Annotated in this window: 13 protein-coding genes; 6 read left to right on the top strand and 7 right to left on the bottom strand. The window is 61.5% G+C overall.

Annotation, left to right across the window (positions count from 1 at the left end; genetic code table 11):
- Positions 1-16: 16 nt before the first annotated feature.
- Genes EOE18_RS11905 through manD form a run of 3 tightly spaced genes read right to left on the bottom strand, consistent with a single transcriptional unit; the run spans position 17 to position 4,962 of the window.
- Complete coding sequence (locus tag EOE18_RS11905) at positions 17-2,452, bottom strand: glycoside hydrolase family 31 protein (RefSeq protein ID WP_127709769.1); 2,436 nt, start codon at positions 2,450-2,452, stop codon at positions 17-19.
- Positions 2,453-2,459: 7 nt separating this feature from the next.
- A complete protein-coding gene (locus EOE18_RS11900; RefSeq protein WP_127709767.1) occupies positions 2,460-3,707 on the bottom strand; it encodes an MFS transporter in 1,248 nt (415 codons plus the stop codon).
- A gap of 46 nt (positions 3,708-3,753) precedes the next feature.
- On the bottom strand, positions 3,754-4,962 hold the full coding sequence (gene manD, locus EOE18_RS11895; protein ID WP_127709765.1) for a D-mannonate dehydratase ManD: 1,209 nt from the start codon (positions 4,960-4,962) through the stop codon (positions 3,754-3,756).
- 108 nt (positions 4,963-5,070) lie between these two features.
- On the opposite strand from manD, the gene EOE18_RS11890 reads away from it, so the two are divergent.
- Genes EOE18_RS11890 through EOE18_RS11880 form a run of 3 tightly spaced genes read left to right on the top strand, consistent with a single transcriptional unit; the run spans position 5,071 to position 8,620 of the window.
- Entirely contained in the window at positions 5,071-5,826 is a 756-nt protein-coding gene (locus tag EOE18_RS11890; RefSeq protein ID WP_127709763.1) for a FadR/GntR family transcriptional regulator, read from the top strand.
- A gap of 32 nt (positions 5,827-5,858) precedes the next feature.
- Positions 5,859-7,277: a glucuronate isomerase gene (gene uxaC, locus EOE18_RS11885; RefSeq protein WP_127709761.1), complete on the top strand. Its 1,419-nt coding sequence runs from the start codon at positions 5,859-5,861 to the stop codon at positions 7,275-7,277.
- The gene (locus tag EOE18_RS11880; protein WP_127709759.1) at positions 7,274-8,620 is read left to right on the top strand and encodes a mannitol dehydrogenase family protein; all 1,347 of its coding nucleotides are present in this window, start codon (positions 7,274-7,276) and stop codon (positions 8,618-8,620) included. The genes uxaC and EOE18_RS11880 overlap by 4 nt, the downstream gene beginning before the upstream one ends.
- A gap of 37 nt (positions 8,621-8,657) precedes the next feature.
- Here the strand turns inward: EOE18_RS11880 and EOE18_RS11875 are convergent, their stop codons facing one another.
- Genes EOE18_RS11875 through EOE18_RS11860 form a run of 4 tightly spaced genes read right to left on the bottom strand, consistent with a single transcriptional unit; the run spans position 8,658 to position 14,564 of the window.
- The gene (locus tag EOE18_RS11875; RefSeq protein ID WP_127709757.1) at positions 8,658-8,996 is read right to left on the bottom strand and encodes a P-II family nitrogen regulator; all 339 of its coding nucleotides are present in this window, start codon (positions 8,994-8,996) and stop codon (positions 8,658-8,660) included.
- A gap of 23 nt (positions 8,997-9,019) precedes the next feature.
- Positions 9,020-12,130 carry an efflux RND transporter permease subunit gene (locus EOE18_RS11870; RefSeq protein ID WP_127709756.1) on the bottom strand — a complete coding sequence of 1,037 codons (3,111 nt, stop codon included), beginning with the start codon at positions 12,128-12,130 and terminating at the stop codon, positions 9,020-9,022.
- Positions 12,127-13,263 carry an efflux RND transporter periplasmic adaptor subunit gene (locus EOE18_RS11865; RefSeq protein ID WP_127709754.1) on the bottom strand — a complete coding sequence of 379 codons (1,137 nt, stop codon included), beginning with the start codon at positions 13,261-13,263 and terminating at the stop codon, positions 12,127-12,129. Before EOE18_RS11865 ends, EOE18_RS11870 begins: the two co-directional genes overlap by 4 nt.
- Positions 13,260-14,564 carry a TolC family protein gene (locus tag EOE18_RS11860; protein ID WP_127709752.1) on the bottom strand — a complete coding sequence of 435 codons (1,305 nt, stop codon included), beginning with the start codon at positions 14,562-14,564 and terminating at the stop codon, positions 13,260-13,262. Before EOE18_RS11860 ends, EOE18_RS11865 begins: the two co-directional genes overlap by 4 nt.
- Before the next feature lie 364 nt (positions 14,565-14,928).
- On the opposite strand from EOE18_RS11860, the gene EOE18_RS11855 reads away from it, so the two are divergent.
- The 3 genes from EOE18_RS11855 (at position 14,929) to adh (ending at position 18,171) form a co-directional block, all read left to right on the top strand.
- Positions 14,929-15,405, top strand: a complete 477-nt coding sequence (locus tag EOE18_RS11855) for a hypothetical protein (protein WP_127709750.1) — start codon at positions 14,929-14,931, stop codon at positions 15,403-15,405.
- Between the two features lie 181 nt (positions 15,406-15,586).
- Positions 15,587-16,537, top strand: coding sequence for a GAF domain-containing protein (locus tag EOE18_RS11850; protein WP_246027414.1), 951 nt, complete (start codon positions 15,587-15,589; stop codon positions 16,535-16,537).
- Positions 16,538-16,647: 110 nt separating this feature from the next.
- Positions 16,648-18,171: an aldehyde dehydrogenase gene (adh, locus tag EOE18_RS11845; RefSeq protein WP_127709748.1), complete on the top strand. Its 1,524-nt coding sequence runs from the start codon at positions 16,648-16,650 to the stop codon at positions 18,169-18,171.
- Positions 18,172-18,359: the final 188 nt, after the last annotated feature.

The following is an 18,359-nucleotide window of genomic DNA, read 5'->3' as shown; positions in this document are numbered from 1 at the left end:
CGGGGTGGCTGGGGGGTTAGCCCAGCACCCATTCCACGGCAGGACGGGCGAGCCCCAGCACGGTGGTGGCTTGCGTTTCCACCGCCACGCCATTGAGAGTCACCGCCCGCGTCTCGCCCACGGGCAGGGCTATGGTCAGGCTGGCGGCAGGTGCGGCTGATTTGCCTGACCATGCGGCCTCTATGGCGATGCTGTTGGCGCTGGTGGTCACATCCAGCTTCCACAGAGGCGGATGTTCGGCATCGGGCCAAGCATCGCCGCTTTCGTCAAAGGCGGTCCATGCGATCTGCCCATTGCCGTGATGCGGATAGAGCAGGACGCAGGGCTGCGCAGGGCGGCGGCCAAAACTACTGGGCGCGATGTCCAGTAACATGGCGCTGCCCTCACGCGCCAGCATGGGCGGCAGGCCAAAGAGCGGTGCGTCCAGCACCACATCCTGACCACCCGCATGGCGCTGGTCATGGCGGATATCATACCAGGCGGCGCCTTGCGGCAGATAGGTTGTGACGGTGCGCAAGCCTTCATCCATCGCCGGAGCCACCAGCAGGTCGGGGCCGAGCAGATGGCTGTCGCCATCTTCCCAAGCGCGCGGATCATGGCCGAAATCGAGCCATAGCGGGCGCAGCGCCACATCGTAATGCGCGTGATGGCGCCAGAGCAGATCATGCAGGAAAGGCTGCAAGGCCTGCCGCATCTGCATCATGCCCACAATGGCGGGCGTGGTATTGTGATACATCCATGGCTCGTTGACGCTGCGGTCGCTGTTCCAGCTATGGATGGAAAAGCGCGGCATCATGATGCCCGCCTGCACCCAGCGCAGGAACAATTCCGGATCCGGCTTGGGACCGGCAAAGCCGCCAATGTCATGGCCCGTGTTCGATACGCCCGACAGAGCCAGCCCGATACCCATTTTCTGGTTGTAACGGATGGTTTTCCAATCGGTGTAATTGTCGCCCGACCATGTTTGCGCATAGCGTTGCATTCCCGCCATCCCGCTGCGAGTGACGACATAGGGGCGCGCGTCCGGGCGATAGGCAATCTGGGCCTGCCGACTGGCGCGCATCATCAACAGCGTCTGGACGGGCCTTTCGGCAGCAGCTGCGCGGGGGGTGCCAAAACCGGCGATACGGGCGCGTTTGTCCCAGATTTCATATTCATTATTGTCGTTCCACGTCGAGCGGATGCCATATTCCAGCAATTGCTGCGTCACCTGTCCGCGCCACCAAGCGGCGGCATCGGGGTTGGTGAAATCGACATAGGAACCCACCTCGTCCCAGAACTGGCAGATGATGGGGTCGCCATCCTCGTCGCAGACGAACCAGCCCTTTTCGGCCAATTCGGCATAGAGCGGGTGGTCGACCAGCAGGGCGGGTTTGATGTTGGGCACAAGGTCCACCCCCGCATCGGCATAGCTTTTGACGAAAGCGTCCACATCGGGGAATTTGTCGCGGTTCCAGTGGAACACGTAACGCTTGTCGCCAATCGAGGTATAGCCTGAGGAGAGGTGGAAACTCTCGCAGGGCACCTGATGGGTCGATACGCCCTCGATGAATTCGACCATACGTTCCTGCGCATTGGGCGCATCGGTATAGGTCATGGTGGAGCCGGAATAGCCCACTGCCCAGCGCGGTTGCAGGGCAGGGCGGCCGGTCAGCCATGTGTAGCGGCGGGTCACCTCGCGCGCATCGGGGCCGGCGATCATGTAATAATCAAGATCGGCTTCACCGGTGCGGATATAGCGGTAATGCGGGTGGTAATTGTCATGCTCATGCCCGAAATCGAACACGGGGTCGGCGGTCGTATCGTAAAACACGCCATGGGCCGCGCCATCACCTTTGACCACCAGCACATAGGGAATGGACTTATACAGCGGGTCATCGGCGCTGGCGTCATAGCCCATCGGGTCCAGATTGGTCAGGCGGAAGCGGCGACCGGCGCGGTCCATCGCGCCTGCCCGCTCGCCCAGCGCGTAATAGCGCTCGCCATCCTGACGGGTGACATAGTGATAGGCGGCATCATCCCACCAACCGAAATTATAGGCCTGCGTGGGGCGGTCCTGCGCAATGACGCGCCATGCGTCGCCTTCGGCCTGCTCCCATGTGCAGAAGAACCCATTGCGCGTGATGGTCAGGCGCAGGCGCGCGGTGGCGATGATGATCTGGCTCTCGCTTTCCTCCAGCGAGTAGGCGGGGGCGGAAAAGCCCTCCATGCTCATCCGGTCACGGCCCGGTTCGGCAATGTCGGTCTGGCCCGGCGCCACGGCCCAACTGGGGGGCAGCGTCAGTTCGCCCTTGGCCAGCAGCAGCACGCGGATAATGTCTTCCTCGGGCACAAAGATATGGGCGAGGGCACCGGTATCGGCGGCAAGGGTGACGCGGGCGCCGTCCTGCTGGCTGACGGAGAACAGCGGCGGATGGGCAAGGCTTGCTTTACGGAGAGGTTGCAATTGCATGGGGGGATCAAGCCTTTTGCAGGATGAGGTGGCGGCGCAGGCCAAACAGCCAGACCGCGCCGATCAGATCGAAAACGCCAAGGCAGGCGAACAGCGGTGCATAGCCGATCTTGTCCGCCAATTGGCCGATGGCCAGCGAGAAGAGCAAGCCGCCGGTCCAGCCCGCCATGCCGACCAGACCATTGGCCTTGGCAATGTCACCTTTGGGGAAAACATCGGCGGACAAGGTGTTGATGAGGACAGAGATAATCTGATGTGCAAAGCCGCCCAGCGAGAGCAGCGCAATCGCTGCATAGGGGCTGGCAACAAGGCCCACGCAGCCGGGCGCAATCATCAAAATGGCGGCAAGGGCAATGCCTGCGATGCGGGAATTTTCCAGACTGAAGCCCCGCCAGCGTTGCAGCAAGGGCGCCAGATAGCCGCCCAGAATGCCGCCCGCATCCGCCGCCAGAAAGGGCACCCATGCGAAAAGCGCAATCTGGGTAATATCCATCCCGCGTTCCTTGGCCAGATAGAGCGGGATCCAGAAGGAGAAAGTCTGCCAAGCCGGTTCGGCCAGAAAGCGCGGCACGGCAATCGCCCAGAAGCGCGGCGTGGCGGCGATGGCGCGCAAGGTGCTGGCGCTGGCGGGCACAGGGCGCTGGCCTGCGCGGATTTCATCGAGTTCCTGCGGCGTCACATAGCTGGCTTTGTCAGGCGAGCGGTAAAGCCAATACCATGCGGCGGCAAAGGCGAGGCCCATCGCGCCGGTGACGATAAAGGCGGCCTGCCAGCCATAGATTTTGGCCACTAGCGCGGCGATGACCGGCGCGATCACCGCGCCTAGCGAGGTTCCGGCATTGAACCAGCCCACCGCGACCGAACGCTCACGATCAGGGAACCATTCGCCGATGGTTTTCATGCCCGCTGGGATGGCAGCAGCCTCGGCCATGCCCAGCAAGCCGCGGAATGCCGCCAGTGACAGCCAGCCTCGCGCAAAGCCATGCGCCATATTGGCAAGGCTCCACGCGGCGGCGAACAGGGCAAAGCCTGCGGTCAGGCCAATCTTGTCAATCAGCAACCCGCCAATCGGCTGCATCACCGTATAGGCGAGCTGAAACGCGCCGACGATATAGCTATATTGCTGGGTCGTAATGGCCAGATCGGCCTTGAGTTGGGGGGCAAGGACGCCCAGCGAGTTGCGTGCGATATAATTGATGATGGTACCCACCATCACCAGCAACAATATGCGCAACCGCGCCGAGCGCCATGTCATTGTTCTAATCCTACCCCTTGTTTCTTATGGTCTTTGTGATCGGTTCTTACCAGTTCCACATCGTGCCATCTTCCAGACGGGCCACCGGCAGATAGGCCGGCTTGTAGGGGTATTTGGCTGCCAGCTTTTCGTCGATGTCGACGCCATGGCCCACCGTGTCGCCAACATAGAGCATGCCCTGATCGAACGAATAGTCATGCGGGAAGACTTCGTCGGTTTCGGGCGTGTGGCGCATATATTCCTGAATGCCGAAATTGGGCACCCAAGTGTCGAAATGCAGCGCCGTGCCCATGGTGACCGGCGAAAGGTCGGTGGCGCCGTGGCAGCCGGTGCGGATCTGATACAGGCTGGCCAGATCGGCGATGCGGCGCAGATGGGTGATACCGCCAGCGCCCACGATGGTGGCGCGGATATAGTCGATCAACTGGTTCTGGATCAGATCCTTGGCGTCCCAGATCGTGTTGAAAATCTCGCCCACAGCCAAAGGTGTGGTGGTGTGCTGGCGGATGAGCTTGAACGCTTCCTGATTTTCGGCAGGGGTCACGTCTTCCAGCCAGAACAGGCTGTAAGGCTCCAGCGCCTTACCCAATTGCGCGGCCTCGGTGGGGCTGTAACGGTGGTGGCCGTCATGCAGCAGATGATGGTCGAAGCCATAGGTTTCGCGCAGCTTTTCAAACAGCTTGGGCACATAGTTGAGCGCCTTGCGCGTGTCCCATCCGGTCAGGCTGGGCAGGGCAGCATCGGCCGGTTCATAGAACAGCTTGCCACGGCCCACGCCATAGGCATCCTTCACGCCCGGTACGCCGGTCTGCGCGCGGATGGCCTTGTAGCCCATGTCGATATAGGCGCCCACCGCATCCACGGTTTCGGCAATATCGCCGCCATTGGCATGGCCATAGACCATCACGCCATCACGGCTGCGGCCGCCCAGCAATTGGTAAAGTGGCATATTGGCCATCTTGGCCTTGATATCCCACAGAGCCACGTCCACCGCGGCAATGGCGCGCATGGTGACGGGGCCACGGCGCCAATAGGCACCGCGATAGAGATATTGCCAGATATCTTCGGAATTGCGGGGGTCCATGCCGATGATGCAGGGGATGACGTGGTCTTCCAGATAGCTGACCACGGCCTTTTCACGGCCATTGAGCGTGGCATCGCCAATCCCGTACACGCCCTGATCGGTTTCGATCTTGAGCGTGACAAAGTTGCGACCCGGACAGGTGACGATTACGCGGGCTGATGTGATTTTCATGGGATCGGTTTCCGGATTGGTCAGCTTGTGATAGAAACATTCTTGACCAATCCATGTTGGCCTGTCAACTTGCTTGTGAGTGGTAAGGCCATTTTTCGGAGTTAACAGATGAGTGATGCCGCGCCCGCCCAAGATCGCCTCTATCAAGATCTGGCGCGCAAGCTGATGGCCGAGTTGTCCAACGGGCGTTACGCCGTCGGGGACCGCCTGCCGGCCGAGCGTGAATTGTCGGTGACTTTCGGCGTGTCGCGCCCCACCGTGCGTGAAGCGGTTATCGCGTTGGAAGTGCAGGGTTTGGTGGAAGTGCGCGTGGGTTCGGGCGCCTATGTGAAGCGCCTGCCCGGCAAGGAAGACATTCCCGGTTTCAACATCACGGCCTTTGAATTGACCGAGGCGCGCCTGTTGTTTGAAGGCGAGGCGGCGGCTTTGGCGGCTACCCAGATTACCGAAGAAGGTCTGGCCGAACTGGAAACATTGGTCGAGGATATCGAGCGCGAGAATCGCAATCCCGATGGTACGGAAAAGGCCGATCGCGCCTTCCATCTGGCTATTGCCCGCGCCACCCGCAATTCGGCCATCATCGAGGCGATCGAGCGCCTGTGGGAATTGCGCGCACAATCGCCGGAAAGCGCTTTGCTGCATGAAAAGGCGCGCAGTGCGAATATCAAGCCGGTGGTGGACGAGCACAAGGCGGTGCTGGACGCTTTGCGCGCCCATGATCCATCGGCCGCGCGGGCTGCGATGCGCGCCCATCTGGCGGCAGTGCTTGACAGCTTGCTGTTTGCCACCGAAGAAAAGGCGATTGCCGCCGCACGCCGTGCTGCGCAGGCCAAACGTGAGCGCTATGCCCGCGTTACCAGTTAAACCTCTGTATAGTCATAGGAAGACCAGCAACCATGTCTCGCCCTTTGGACCTGCATCCCGACCGACTCCTGCCTTCTGACACCGGTATCAGAGCCATCGCCCGCGAGCTTTACGCCAGCGTTGCGGGCCTTCCGATTGTCAGCCCGCATGGCCACACCGACCCCAGCTGGTTTGCCAAAAACCAGCCTTTCGGCAATGCCACCGAACTGCTGCTGCGGCCTGACCATTATCTGTTCCGCATGCTCTATTCGCAGGGCGTCAATCTGGCCGATCTGGGCATTGGCCATCACAAGGCCACCTATGACCCGCGCAAGGCATGGCGCATTCTGGCCGAAAACTGGCACCTCTATCGCGGCACGCCCTCGCGCATGTGGTCGGATTGGGTGTTCAGCGAAGTGTTCGGTTTTACCCAGATGCTGGGCGCGGATACGGCGGATCTCTATTACGACACGATCACCGAGGCGCTGGCCACCGATGCCTTCCGCCCGCGCGCTTTGTTCGAGCGTTACAATATCGAGGTGATCGCCACCACCGAAAGCCCGCTCGACACGCTGGAGCATCACGCCGCCATTCAGGCTGACAACGCTAGCGGCGCATGGGGTGGCAAGGTGGTCACCGCCTATCGCCCCGATCCGGTGGTTGACCCCGAGTTTGAAGGCTTCCGCGATAACCTGAAGCGCTTCAGCGAGATTACCGGCGAGGATTGCCTGACGTGGCAGGGCTATCTGGCCGCCCATCGCCAGCGCCGCGCCTTTTTTGCGCAACATGGCGCCACCAGCACCGACCACGGCCACCCCACTGCGCAGACCGCCAACCTGTCTGCCGCGCAGGCCGAGGCCCTGTTCGACAAGGTGGCCAAGGGCAGTTTCACCGCCGCCGAGGCAGAATTGTTCCGCGCTCAAATGCTGACCGAGATGGCGGGCATGAGCCTGGAAGACGGCCTGGTCATGCAGATCCACCCCGGCTCTTTCCGCAACCACAACGAGGCCCTGTTTGCAGCGCTGGGCCGCGACAAGGGTGCCGACATTCCGATGCGCACCGATTATGTCAATGCGCTCAAGCCCTTGCTGGACAAATATGGCAATGAGGCAAACCTCTCGATCATCCTCTTCACGCTGGATGAAAGCGTTTATGCGCGCGAACTGGCGCCGCTGGCAGGCCATTATCCCTGTCTGAAGCTGGGTCCTGCTTGGTGGTTCCACGACAGCCCCGAAGGCATGCGCCGTTTCCGCCATGCCACCACCGAAACGGCGGGCTTCTACAACACCGTGGGCTTCAACGACGACACGCGCGCCTTCCTGTCAATCCCCGCACGCCATGATGTGGCCCGCCGCATCGACTGCGGCTTCCTCGCCCAGATGGTCGCCGAACACCGCATGGCGGATTGGGAAGCGGCAGAAGTCGCGCAGGATCTGACCTATAATCTCGTGAAAAAGGCCTATAAACTGTGAGCCGTCTTTCCGCACAAAACCTGCCCGCCACGGCTGCCCTTCCGGCCTATGATCGCGCGGGCAAGAGCATTGGCATCGTCCATTTCGGCCTTGGCGCTTTTACCCGTGCGCATCAGGCGTGGTATACCGACCGCGCGATGGAGGCAGATGGTGGCGACTGGTTGATCGCGGGAGTTTCCCTGCGCAGCCCCGCCGTGGGGGAACAATTGAACTCGCAGGACGGGCTCTACACTCTGGCCGAGAAATCGGGCGAGGGGACCAAACTGCGGGTGATTGGCAGCGTGGCCAAGGTGTTGCTGGCGACGCAGGATCGCGCTGAATTGGTCAACCTGCTGTCGGCTCCTACCACCCATATCGTGACCTTTACGGTGACGGAAAAAGGTTATTGCCGCCGCGCCGATGGCGGGCTGGATCTGGGGCTGGCCGATGGCGGCTTTTACCCCATTCTGGCCGAAGCGTTGGCACGTCGCATGGCGGCGGGCATTGGCGGTTTGACGCTGCTTTCCTGCGACAATCTGGCCGATAATGGGCATCAGTTGAAGCGCCTGATGGGCGAGTATCTGGCAGGCGATGCGGCCCTCTCGGCTTGGGTGGCGCAGCATTGCACCTTCCCCTGCAGCATGGTGGACCGCATCGTGCCCGCCACCACGGACGAGGATCGCGCCGAGGTGGAAGCCGCGCTGGCCCTGCGCGATGAAGGCGTGGTGATGACCGAGCCTTTCAGCCAATGGGTGATCGAGGATGCCTTTGCAGGTCCGCGCCCCGCTTGGGAAAAGCAGGGCGCGCAGATTGTGCAAGATGTGGCGCCCTATGAAACCGCCAAGCTGCGTATGCTCAATGGCGCGCATTCGGCGCTGGCCTATCTGGGGCTGGAGGCTGGCCATAGCTATGTGCATCAGGCCGTGGGCGATCCGGCCCTGCGCCAATTGGTGTTGGGGCTGATGCTGGATGAAGCCGCGCCCACCATTCCCGCGCCCGAAGGCATGGACCTGGCCGCCTATGCCCATGCCTTGATCGAGCGTTTCGACAATCCCGCTCTCAACCATCGCCTGATCCAGATTGCCATGGATGGCAGCCAGAAGATCCCCCAGCGCTGGCTGGCGACTCTGGCGGCGAACCAGCAGGCAGGGCGTCCTTCGCCAGCCTTGCATCAGGCCGTGGCGGCTTGGCTGCGCCATTTGCGCGGCGACAATGTGGCCAAATGGGGCAAGGTGGATGATCCCCGCGCCGATGAACTGGCCGCCGCGTGGCAGGCCCATGGGGCGCAGGGCGTGGTGGAGGCCATCTTTGGCGCTGACGGCTTGTTGCCCAGCGCATGGCAGCCCGAAGGCATCAGCCTGTAACGGAAAAGGCGGGGGACTTGACCATCCCCCGCCTTTCTTACTCGGCGGCTTCTGCCCCGCTGGTCAGCCGCACGAAACTGTCGATCCGCGTGGTCCACAAGAGGCCATCGCCGGTTCGCCCCGTATGGGCCTGTGCATGGATGGTGGTGCAGATTTTCTCCACCGCTTCCTCCGGCGCGACAATCATCACCATGACCTTGGGCGTATAGTCCAGCAGGTCACGCTTGATCGTGTAGGGCTCAGAGCGCTCGACCCATGTGGCGCTGCATCCATCCACCCGCACCACTGACATGCCCGGAAACTCCGGCAACTGGCGCAAGGCCACGCGCAGAGGTTCCAGTCGGGCGGGGCGGATAACGGCCTTGATCTCGATCATCGTGCAAATCCCTGTGGGCAGGCTCATGCTTCTAAAGGCTCGCTGTCAAAGAAGCGGTAAATGGTGGGTAGGACCAAAAGCGTAAGCAGCGTGGAGGTGATGATCCCGCCAATCACCACAATAGCCAGCGGGCGCTGCACCTCTGCGCCGGGGCCCGTGGAGAAGAGGAAGGGGATCAGCCCCAACAAGGCCACGGTGGCGGTCATCATCACGGGGCGGAAACGCATGGTGGCCCCATGGCGCACCGCTTCTGCCACGCTCATGCCTTCCTCGCGCAGTTTCCGGATATAGCTTACCAGCACCACGCCATTGAGCACCGCAATGCCCCATAGCGCGATAAAGCCCACCGAAGCCGGTACCGAAAGATATTCGCCCGAGACAAACAGGCCGATCACCCCGCCAATGCTGGCAAAGGGCAGCACGGTGATGATCAGGCTGGCCAGACGGATCGAGTTGAACAGCACGAAGAGCAGGAAGAAAATCGCCGCCACGGTGATTGGCACAATGATCATCAAATGGCCCAGAGCGCGTTCCATATTCTGGAACTGTCCACCCCATTCCAGATAATAGCCTTCGGGCAATTTGACCTGCGCACCCACCTTTTGCTGCAACTCGGCCACAAAGCCGCCCAGATCGCGGCCCTTTACATTCATGCCGATCACGATGCGGCGCTTGCCGCTTTCACGGCTGATTTGCGCGGGGCCATCCATCACCGAAATATGCGCCACATCGGCCAAACGCACCTGCGCGCCGCCGGGGGAGGGCACCAGCAGATCGGAAATCGCCTGAATATTGGCGCGGCGATCCGCAGGCAGGCGGACGACAGCGGGGAAGCGGCGCTCGCCTTCAAAGATTTCGGTGGCGGCTTTCCCGCCCACGGCGGTTTCGATCAGGTCGTTCACATCCGCCACATTCAGCCCGTAACGGGCCACCGCCTGCCGGTCGATGTCGATCGAGAGATATTGCTGGCCGCTGATCTTTTCGATCCGCAAGTCTTCCGCGCCCTTCAAAGAGCGGGCAACGCGGGCGATTTCTTCGGCCTTGGCCTTCAACTGTTCCAGATCGTCGCCAAACACCTTGACGGCAATGTCGGAACGTACGCCGGTCACCATCTCGTCCACGCGGTCGGAAATGGGCTGGGCCATCACGATCTGGATGCCGGGCAGGGCCTTGAGCTTTTCACGCATGGCTTCGGCAATATCGTCCTGATCCCAACCATCGGGCCATTCGTCGCGCGGTTTCAGGCTGACGATGGGGGTGGATTCATTGGGACCTTGCGGGTCTGCCGCGCTTTCCCCGCGCCCCACGCCCGACACCGCCGATTTTACCCCTGGCACCTGCATCACCAGACGCATGGCTTCCATTTCGATACGGATCGATTCGTCCAGCGCGATATTGGGAACGCGGTTGATGCCGGGCACCAGCGATCCTTCCTTCATTTCGGGAATGAAGGCGGTGCCAAGGAAGGGGAACAGAGCCACGGCAAACAGCAGGGCACCCAGAGTATAGGCCACCGTCTTGCGTTCATTGCCCAAGGCCCAGCCCAGCATTTTGAGATAACGCGCTTTCATCCACGCGATGATCTTGGTGTCATGGTCGCCATCATGCTCGGGCGCTTTCAGCAGATAGGTCGACAGCACCGGCGTCAGGGTCAGGCTGAGCACGAGCGAGACAGCCAGTGCGATGGCGATGGTGTAGGCCAGCGGGGCAAACATCTTGCCCTCCATGCCCTGCAAGGTCATCAGAGGTAGGAACACAAGGATGATAACGCCCACGCCAAAGATCACCGGCGTGGCCACTTCCACCACAGCCTGCAGGATCACGCGGGCCTTGGTCTGGCCCTTGGCGGCGGAGGTGCCCAATTGCGCAAAGGCATTTTCCACCACCACCACCGATCCGTCCACCATCAGGCCAATGGCAATCGCCAAACCGCCAAGGCTCATCAGATTGGCCGAGATGCCCAATTTGTTCATCGCCATGAAGGTGATGAGCGGGGTGAGCACCAAAGTGGCCACCACGATCAGCGAGGAGCGAATATCGCCAAGGAACAGGAAGAGGATGACCACCACCAGCACGATGCCTTCCATCAGCACCTTGGTGACGGTGTGCAGCGCGGCGTCCACCAGTTCGGAGCGGTCGTAATAGGGCACGATTTTCAGGCCATCGGGCAACATGCCCTTGCTGTTGATCTGCTCCACCTTCTCCTTCACGCGGCTGACGATCTGCTTGGCATTGCCGCCCGCCATCATCATCACCACGCCGCCCACGGCCTCGCTGGTGCCATTCTGGATGATCGCGCCCTCGCGCACGCCCGCGCCGATCTTCACCTCGGCCACATCGCGCAGATAGAGCGGTTGGCTGGCATTCTCGCGGATCACGATATTGCGCAGATCTTCCTCGTTTTTCACAAGGCCCACGCCACGGATCAGATATTGTTCGGCAAATTGCGGCAGGACACCGCCGCCTGCATTGGCATTGTTGCGCGCCACGGCGGAAAATACATCGGCCACGCTCACCTGATAGTGGCGCAACCGGTCAGGGTTGACCAAGACCTGATACTGACGCGGAAAGCCGCCCTGCGAGTTGATTTCCGCCACGCCCGAGATGGATCGCAGCAGCGGGCGCACCACCCAGTCCTGCACCAGACGGCGCTGGGTCAGCTCTTCCGGCGTCAATTGGCGGCCTTTGTCGTCGGGCCGGTCCAGCGTATATTGATAGACCTCGCCAAGGCCGGTGGAGACAGGGCCCAGCACCGGCGCAATGCCTGGCGTCAGTTTCGGCCCCAGTTCGGCCAAGCGCTCCATCACCAATTGGCGGGCGAAATAGACATTGGTCTGCTCGGTAAACACCAAGGTGATCAGCGACAGACCCGGCTTGTTGAGCGAGCGCATCTCCTCCAGCCCCGGCAGGCCGGTCATCGCTACCTCGATCGGGGCGGTGGCCATGCGCTCCACTTCCTCGGGGCTGCGGCCAGAGGCTTCGGTGGCAATCTGCACCTGCACATTGGTGACATCGGGGAAAGCGTCCACCGACAATTGCTGAACCGCGGCAAAGCCAAAGCCCAGCAGCGCCAGCGCCACCACCACCACAATCAGCCGCTGTTTCAGCGCGGCGCGGATCAGCCCTGTGATCATTGCCCTTCCACCGCCTGCCGGTTGCGTTCAGTGTTAAGATAGAAGCTGCCTTCCACCACCACATTCTCGCCAGCCTTCAGGCCGGTCAGCACCACGCGCTTGCCCGCCTGATCCTCGCCCAGCTTGACCTGCCGCAGGCGATAGTGGCCATTGGCCTCGGCTACGAAAACATGGTCCAGATTGTTTTCGCGCACCACGGCGGAGGAAGGCACCACCAGACGCGGCTGCGCCTCGCCCTTGACCAGCATCGTGGCCAGCATGGAGGGTTTCAGATCGCCCTTGGCATTGTCCAGTTCGGTGCGGATCACCACCGTGCGGGTGGTGGGGTCTACAGTCTGGCCCACAAACACCAGCTTGCCGCTGCGCTTTTCCCCGCCCAGCGCGGGTATATCCAGATCCACCACTTCGCCCACGCGGACAAAGCGCACCTGCTGCTCGGGCACTTGCGCCACGGCCCAGACCTTGGACAGATCGGCCACCACGAAAAGCGCATCCGAAGGCTGCACCACTTGCCCCAGCGAGAGATGGCGTTCGACCACCACGCCGCTCATGGTGGAGGTGACTTGCGAGGCGGAATGGACCGCGCCCCTTGCGCTCAATTGCCCCAGCGCCGCGCCCGATACGCCCAGCAGGCGGAGTTGGTCAGCCGCCGCGCGCATTTCGGCGGCGGAGACCTGAAACTCGCTCTCACGCTTTTGCAACTCGGCAGCCGAGATCACATCGGCGGCAAACAGGGTCTTGGCGCGTTCGGCATTGCGGCGGTTCAATTCATAGGCCGATTTGGCCCGCACATAGGCCAGTTGCTGCGTGGTCAGATCGGTGCTGGTAATCTGCGCCAGCACCGTGCCGCGCCCCACCATCTGCCCGATATTGGCCGCCATAGCCGATACGCGACCCGTCACCGTGGCGCCAATGCGGGCCACGCGGTTCTCGTCAAAATCGATCTGGCCCGCCACGCGCAGGGTTTCGGCCACCGGCATGGTTTCCACCTTGGCCGTTTTCAGCCTCTGCACCAAAGCCGCGGGCGCCACTACCAGCATGGGGTCGGCAGGGGCTTTGGCTGAGGGCTTGTCCTCGCTCTCGCCGCATCCGGCCAGCAGCAGGGGGATAAGCAGGAAGGTCAGCTTTTTCATGGGTTGATCCGGTTGGCTGGAGTCGGGCTGGAAGCGGGGTTTTGTGAAGGTGCGGCGATCAGGCGCTGGATATCCACCCAGGCGGCGGCCAGTTCAAAGCGACTGGCGATCAGATCAGCGCGGGCGGAACGGAACACGCGCTGGGCGTCCAGCACATCCATCAGCCCGCGCTCGCCCGCGCGATAGGCGGTTTCGGCCACGGCCACGGCAGCGCGGGCCTGCGCCACCACGCCATTTTCCAGAGCCACCACCTGCGCCTGCGCCACTTCATATTGGCGCAGGGCAATTTCCAGATCCTGCCGGATGGCATAGGTCTGGGCGTCCAGCGCCAATTGGCTCTGCGCCAGTTGCGCCTTGGCCTCGCGCACGGGGCCAAGGCGGCGGTCCCACAGGGGGATGGACAGGTTGAGGCCGATCATATCCTGCCGGATCTCGCGGTCCACCTGACGATTGGCGCGCAGGGTTACTGTGGGCAGGCGTCCGGCTTCCTCATAGTCCAACCGGTGGCGGGCCTGTTCGCTTTGGGCGCGGGCTTGATCGAGCGAGGGATTGGCCGAAAGCGCCTTGTCCACCAGACCACCCAGCGGGGGCAGCGGCAAGGGTTGGTCCAACTGGCCGGTGACGGTGTAATCCACCGGCAATTGCGGGCCGACCATGGCGCGCAGCTGGAGCAGAGCCTGTTCCTCGCGCAGCATGGCGGCCTGTGCGTTTTTCTGCACGTTGAGCAGATCGGCCTCGGCGCGGATCAGTTCGATGCGGGGCGCGTCGCCTTGCTCCACCCGCAATTTGATCTTGGTATAGACCGATTGCATCAGCGAGAGGTCTTGCTGGGTATTATCCTTTTCCGCCCGCCGCCGCAGCACATCGAAATAGGCACGGCGCAGATCGGCAATCCAGTCATTCTCGAACACGCGATAGGCTGCCGCGCTGGCATCGCGTCCGGCCTTGGCAGCGGCAATGCGCGGGTTGCGGCGAAAGGGCAGGTCCAGCGGCTGGCTGATCGACAGGCTGTCCAAGGCTCCCGAAACCCCGCTGACGTTGGGGCGATAACGGGTGGAGCCGGCCATATATTCCACCTGCGGATCGGGATAGGCACGCGCGGTTTGAATAGCCGCAGCCGCGCCATCCACCGAACGCGCCGCCGATTGCAGGGCAGGGTTGCCGCTTAACGCCAGATCTTCGAGTTGACTCAGTGTGTAGGTTTCACCGGCGATGACTGATGGGGCGCATAGTAACAATGCCAGCGAGCAACCGGCTCGCAGCCAGGGTCTATCTTTGCCGGAATTGGCCGTCAGAGGCATGATACATTCCTGCTTTAACCATAGGTTCTTGGCATGCGGGCCAAGTGCAAGTGCAGCATTAGACAAGTGATCTCGCTTGTCGCTTGCTGAATTGTAAGGAAATGTTTCTGGCCGTGCTGCGGCGTTGACGAGCTGCTCTTTTCTGGTGGGGGTAGGGTTCACGAAGTAGAGTATTAATATGCCGCCTTAATATGATCAGTGATTCTACGTTATCAAAAAAATTGTTTGGAACCCTTATTGGCTGGGGAACTTCTGACGTAGTTTATGGTTAATGTATCGGTAGCAATTCACAAGGATTGCGAAAAAAGACGAGAGTAGAATGGTTTGGCGAAATTCCCGCCCGACGGCAAGTGGGGGACTGATCATGAACTACCATCAATCGGCCTATGCTTTTAGTGCTAATGCGAGCGCAATCATGCTTTCGCAGCAAGTCGAGGCTCGTGACCTTATCCCTGCCCGGGAAGTTCGGGTCCGTTATCTGTCGCTGGGTGACAGCAGTCGATTCCTTTGCAACCATTGGATCGATAGTGTTTTTTCTTCGGTTCAACACTTCCGCTACGCAGAAAATGATACCCATTTCCTCTCCAGTATGCGCTCGGATTTTGACTGCCTGATCGTGGGCGGGATGGATGCGGGCCGTATGGTCGATGTGCTTCAGGGCAATATGCCGCTGCTGCGCAACCGCCTGCTGGTGGCATTGATGGTGGATTCCACACCGGAAGATCGCGCCAAGGTGATCCGCGCCGGTTATGATGATGCCATGGATGTCGATGGTACCGGCCATGCCGAGGCAACCGCGCGCGTGCGGGCCATGTGGTCGCGGATGAAGGGTCGCCGTTAAGGCGTCTGATTGTAATGGGAATAGGGAACCATCCCCCCGATGGCGCCATTTCGACACGGGCGGTAACGGTTTCAACCTGTGGCAAAGGGCTTGCCAAGCGGCGTGGTTTGGCCGAAATACGGACATATTCCCCATAGGGCGGGAACCGGACTGGTAGGAACCAGCCGTGGTGGAGAGGTCCGTGTCGCAATCAGACTCCAAGCATAGCGCATTGGTGTTCAGCACCATCCATTCATCACAGGCAGCGCTGTCGGCGGTGGCGGCGAGCTGGTGCCGTTCGGCCTTGCATCATGGGCTGGACCCGGCTCGTAGCCTGCGTGGTGAGAGGTTGGAGGCGGCCGAGTTGCAGCGCAGGCTGGCCAGCCATGGCGATCTGCTGGCGGTGGCCGAGCCGGTGCTGGACCGTCTCTATGCGCAGGTGGGCTTGACCGGTTGCTGTGTGATCATGGCCGATAGCGAGGGGGTCATCCTGCAAGAGCGCAAAAGCGCCGCTGATGCGCCTTTCTTTGAATCCTCCGGTCTGGTGTCGGGCAGCAATTGGAGCGAGGCCAGCGAGGGGACCAATGGCATTGGCACCTGTCTGGTCGAGGCGCGTCCGGTGACGATCCAGCGGCATGAGCATTTCTCGGCACGCAATATAGCGGTGTCTTGTATGGACGCACCGATTTTCGATCCCGCAGGGCGGCTTGCGGGCGCGCTGGATGTATCAAGCGCGCGGGCGGACCATGGCGATGGTATGGCCTCGCTGATCGGGGCCTTGGTGCAGGATGCGGCGCGGCATATCGAGCGGGATTATTTCTGCCGTCATTATTCGGGCCGCCGCATCGTGCTGGCCGCAGGCGCGCGCGGGCAGGCCTTGCTGGCGGTTGACCGTGATGGGCTGGTGGTGGGGGCGACACGCGCCGCGCGCTTGCTCTATCATCTGGGCAATGAGGTCGATTTGGCACCGCGCCCGCTGGACGATCTGATCGGTGGTGCGGCGGGCTATGAGTCGAGCGAAAGGGCCACCTTGCGACAGGCTTTGGCGCGTAGCGGGGGGAATGTGGCGGCGGCGGCCAAGTTGCTGGGCATCGGGCGCGCCACTTTTTACCGGCGTATGGAACGAGCCGGGCTGGACCTGTCTCAAGAATGAGACAGCGGGGCAGGGGCGTCTATGGCCCCCCGCTAGGCGGCTAGGGCAAAGCGTGGGACACAGCTTTCATCAAATCGGCCAGCAAGGCCCGAAGATGAGAAGCATGAACCATGGAAGACGTTTTGACCGCTCCGCGCACGCAATTGAACTCGCCCTTTGCCGCCAGCTATGACAATTTCATCGGTGGTCGTTGGGTCGCTCCGGTCGCTGGCCGCTATTTTGACAATATCTCGCCCATTACTGGCCAAAGCGTTTGCCGCGTGGCTCGTTCGGACGCTGCTGATATTGAACTGGCGCTGGACGCTGCCCATGCTGCCCGCGAAGGCTGGGGCCGTACCAGCCCTGCCGAACGCGCTCTGGTGCTGACGCGCATCGCCGACCGTCTGGAAGCGAATCTGGGCAAGCTGGCGCTGGCCGAGACATGGGACAATGGCAAGCCGATCCGCGAAACGACCGCCGCTGATATCCCGCTGGCGATTGACCATTTCCGCTATTTCGCCGGTTGCATCCGCGCTCAGGAAGGCAGCATTGGCGAGATCGACCATGACACGATGGCCTATCACTTCCATGAGCCCTTGGGTGTGGTGGGGCAGATCATTCCCTGGAACTTCCCGATCCTGATGGCGGCATGGAAGCTGGCTCCTGCGATTGCGGCGGGTAACTGCGTGGTGCTCAAGCCTGCCGAACAGACTCCTGCCTCGATCCTCGTGCTGGCCGAAATCATCGCCGATCTGCTGCCTGCGGGCGTGCTCAACATCGTCAACGGCTTTGGCATCGAAGCAGGCAAGCCCTTGGCCTCGTCCAAGCGCATCGCCAAGATCGCCTTTACCGGTGAAACCAGCACCGGTCGCCTGATCATGCAATATGCCTCGGAAAACCTGATCCCCGTCACGCTGGAACTGGGCGGCAAGAGCCCCAACATCTTCTTTGAAGACGTTTGTGCCGCTGACGATGATTTCTTTGACAAGGCAGTCGAAGGCTTTGTGATGTTCGCGCTCAATCAGGGTGAAGTCTGCACCTGCCCCAGCCGCGCGCTCATTCAGGAATCGATCTATGATCGCTTCATGGAAAAGGCGCTGGCCCGTGTGGCCGCCATCGTTCAGGGCAGCCCGCTGGACATGGCGACCATGATCGGCGCGCAGGCCAGTCAGGAACAGCAGGAAAAGATCCTGCGCTATATCGACATTGGCCGTGACGAAGGCGCGCAAGTGTTGATCGGCGGCGGCGCGGCGCAACTGGGTGGCGACCTGTCGGGCGGCTTCTATGTGCAGCCCACCGTGTTCAAGGGCCATAACAAGATGCGCATCTTCCAGGAAGAAATCTTTGGCCCTGTGGTGTCCACCACCACGTTCAAGACGCAGGAAGAAGCGCTGGCCATTGCCAATGACACCGCCTTTGGCCTTGGCGCTGGCGTGTGGAGCCGTGATGCCAACACCTGCTACCGCTTTGGCCGTGCCATTCAGGCGGGCCGTGTGTGGACCAATTGCTACCATGCCTATCCGGCCCATGCCGCTTTCGGTGGCTACAAGCAGTCGGGCATTGGCCGCGAAACCCACAAGATGATGCTCGACCACTATCAACAGACCAAGAACATGCTGGTCAGCTACAGCCCCAAGAAGCTTGGCTTCTTCTAACCCTCTCTCCCAGAGCCTCCGGCGCAAGCCGGAGGGCGTCCGGCGCGGTCCCACTCCCAATACACACCGGCCGCGTCGGACGTTCTTCTAAGGGTTGGTCTTGGTTTTCATGTCCAAGGCCAACCCATTTTTTTGCCTTTCGCAGTTTGGCGCATTGTTCGCCACGGGCATTGCGCGCCAAGGGCGGG

It is taken from the genome of Novosphingobium umbonatum (assembly GCF_004005905.1).
GTDB classification, from domain to species: domain Bacteria; phylum Pseudomonadota; class Alphaproteobacteria; order Sphingomonadales; family Sphingomonadaceae; genus Novosphingobium; species Novosphingobium umbonatum.
The sequence above is the reverse complement of the archived record's forward strand: the minus strand, read 5'-3'. Positions and strand labels throughout refer to the sequence as shown.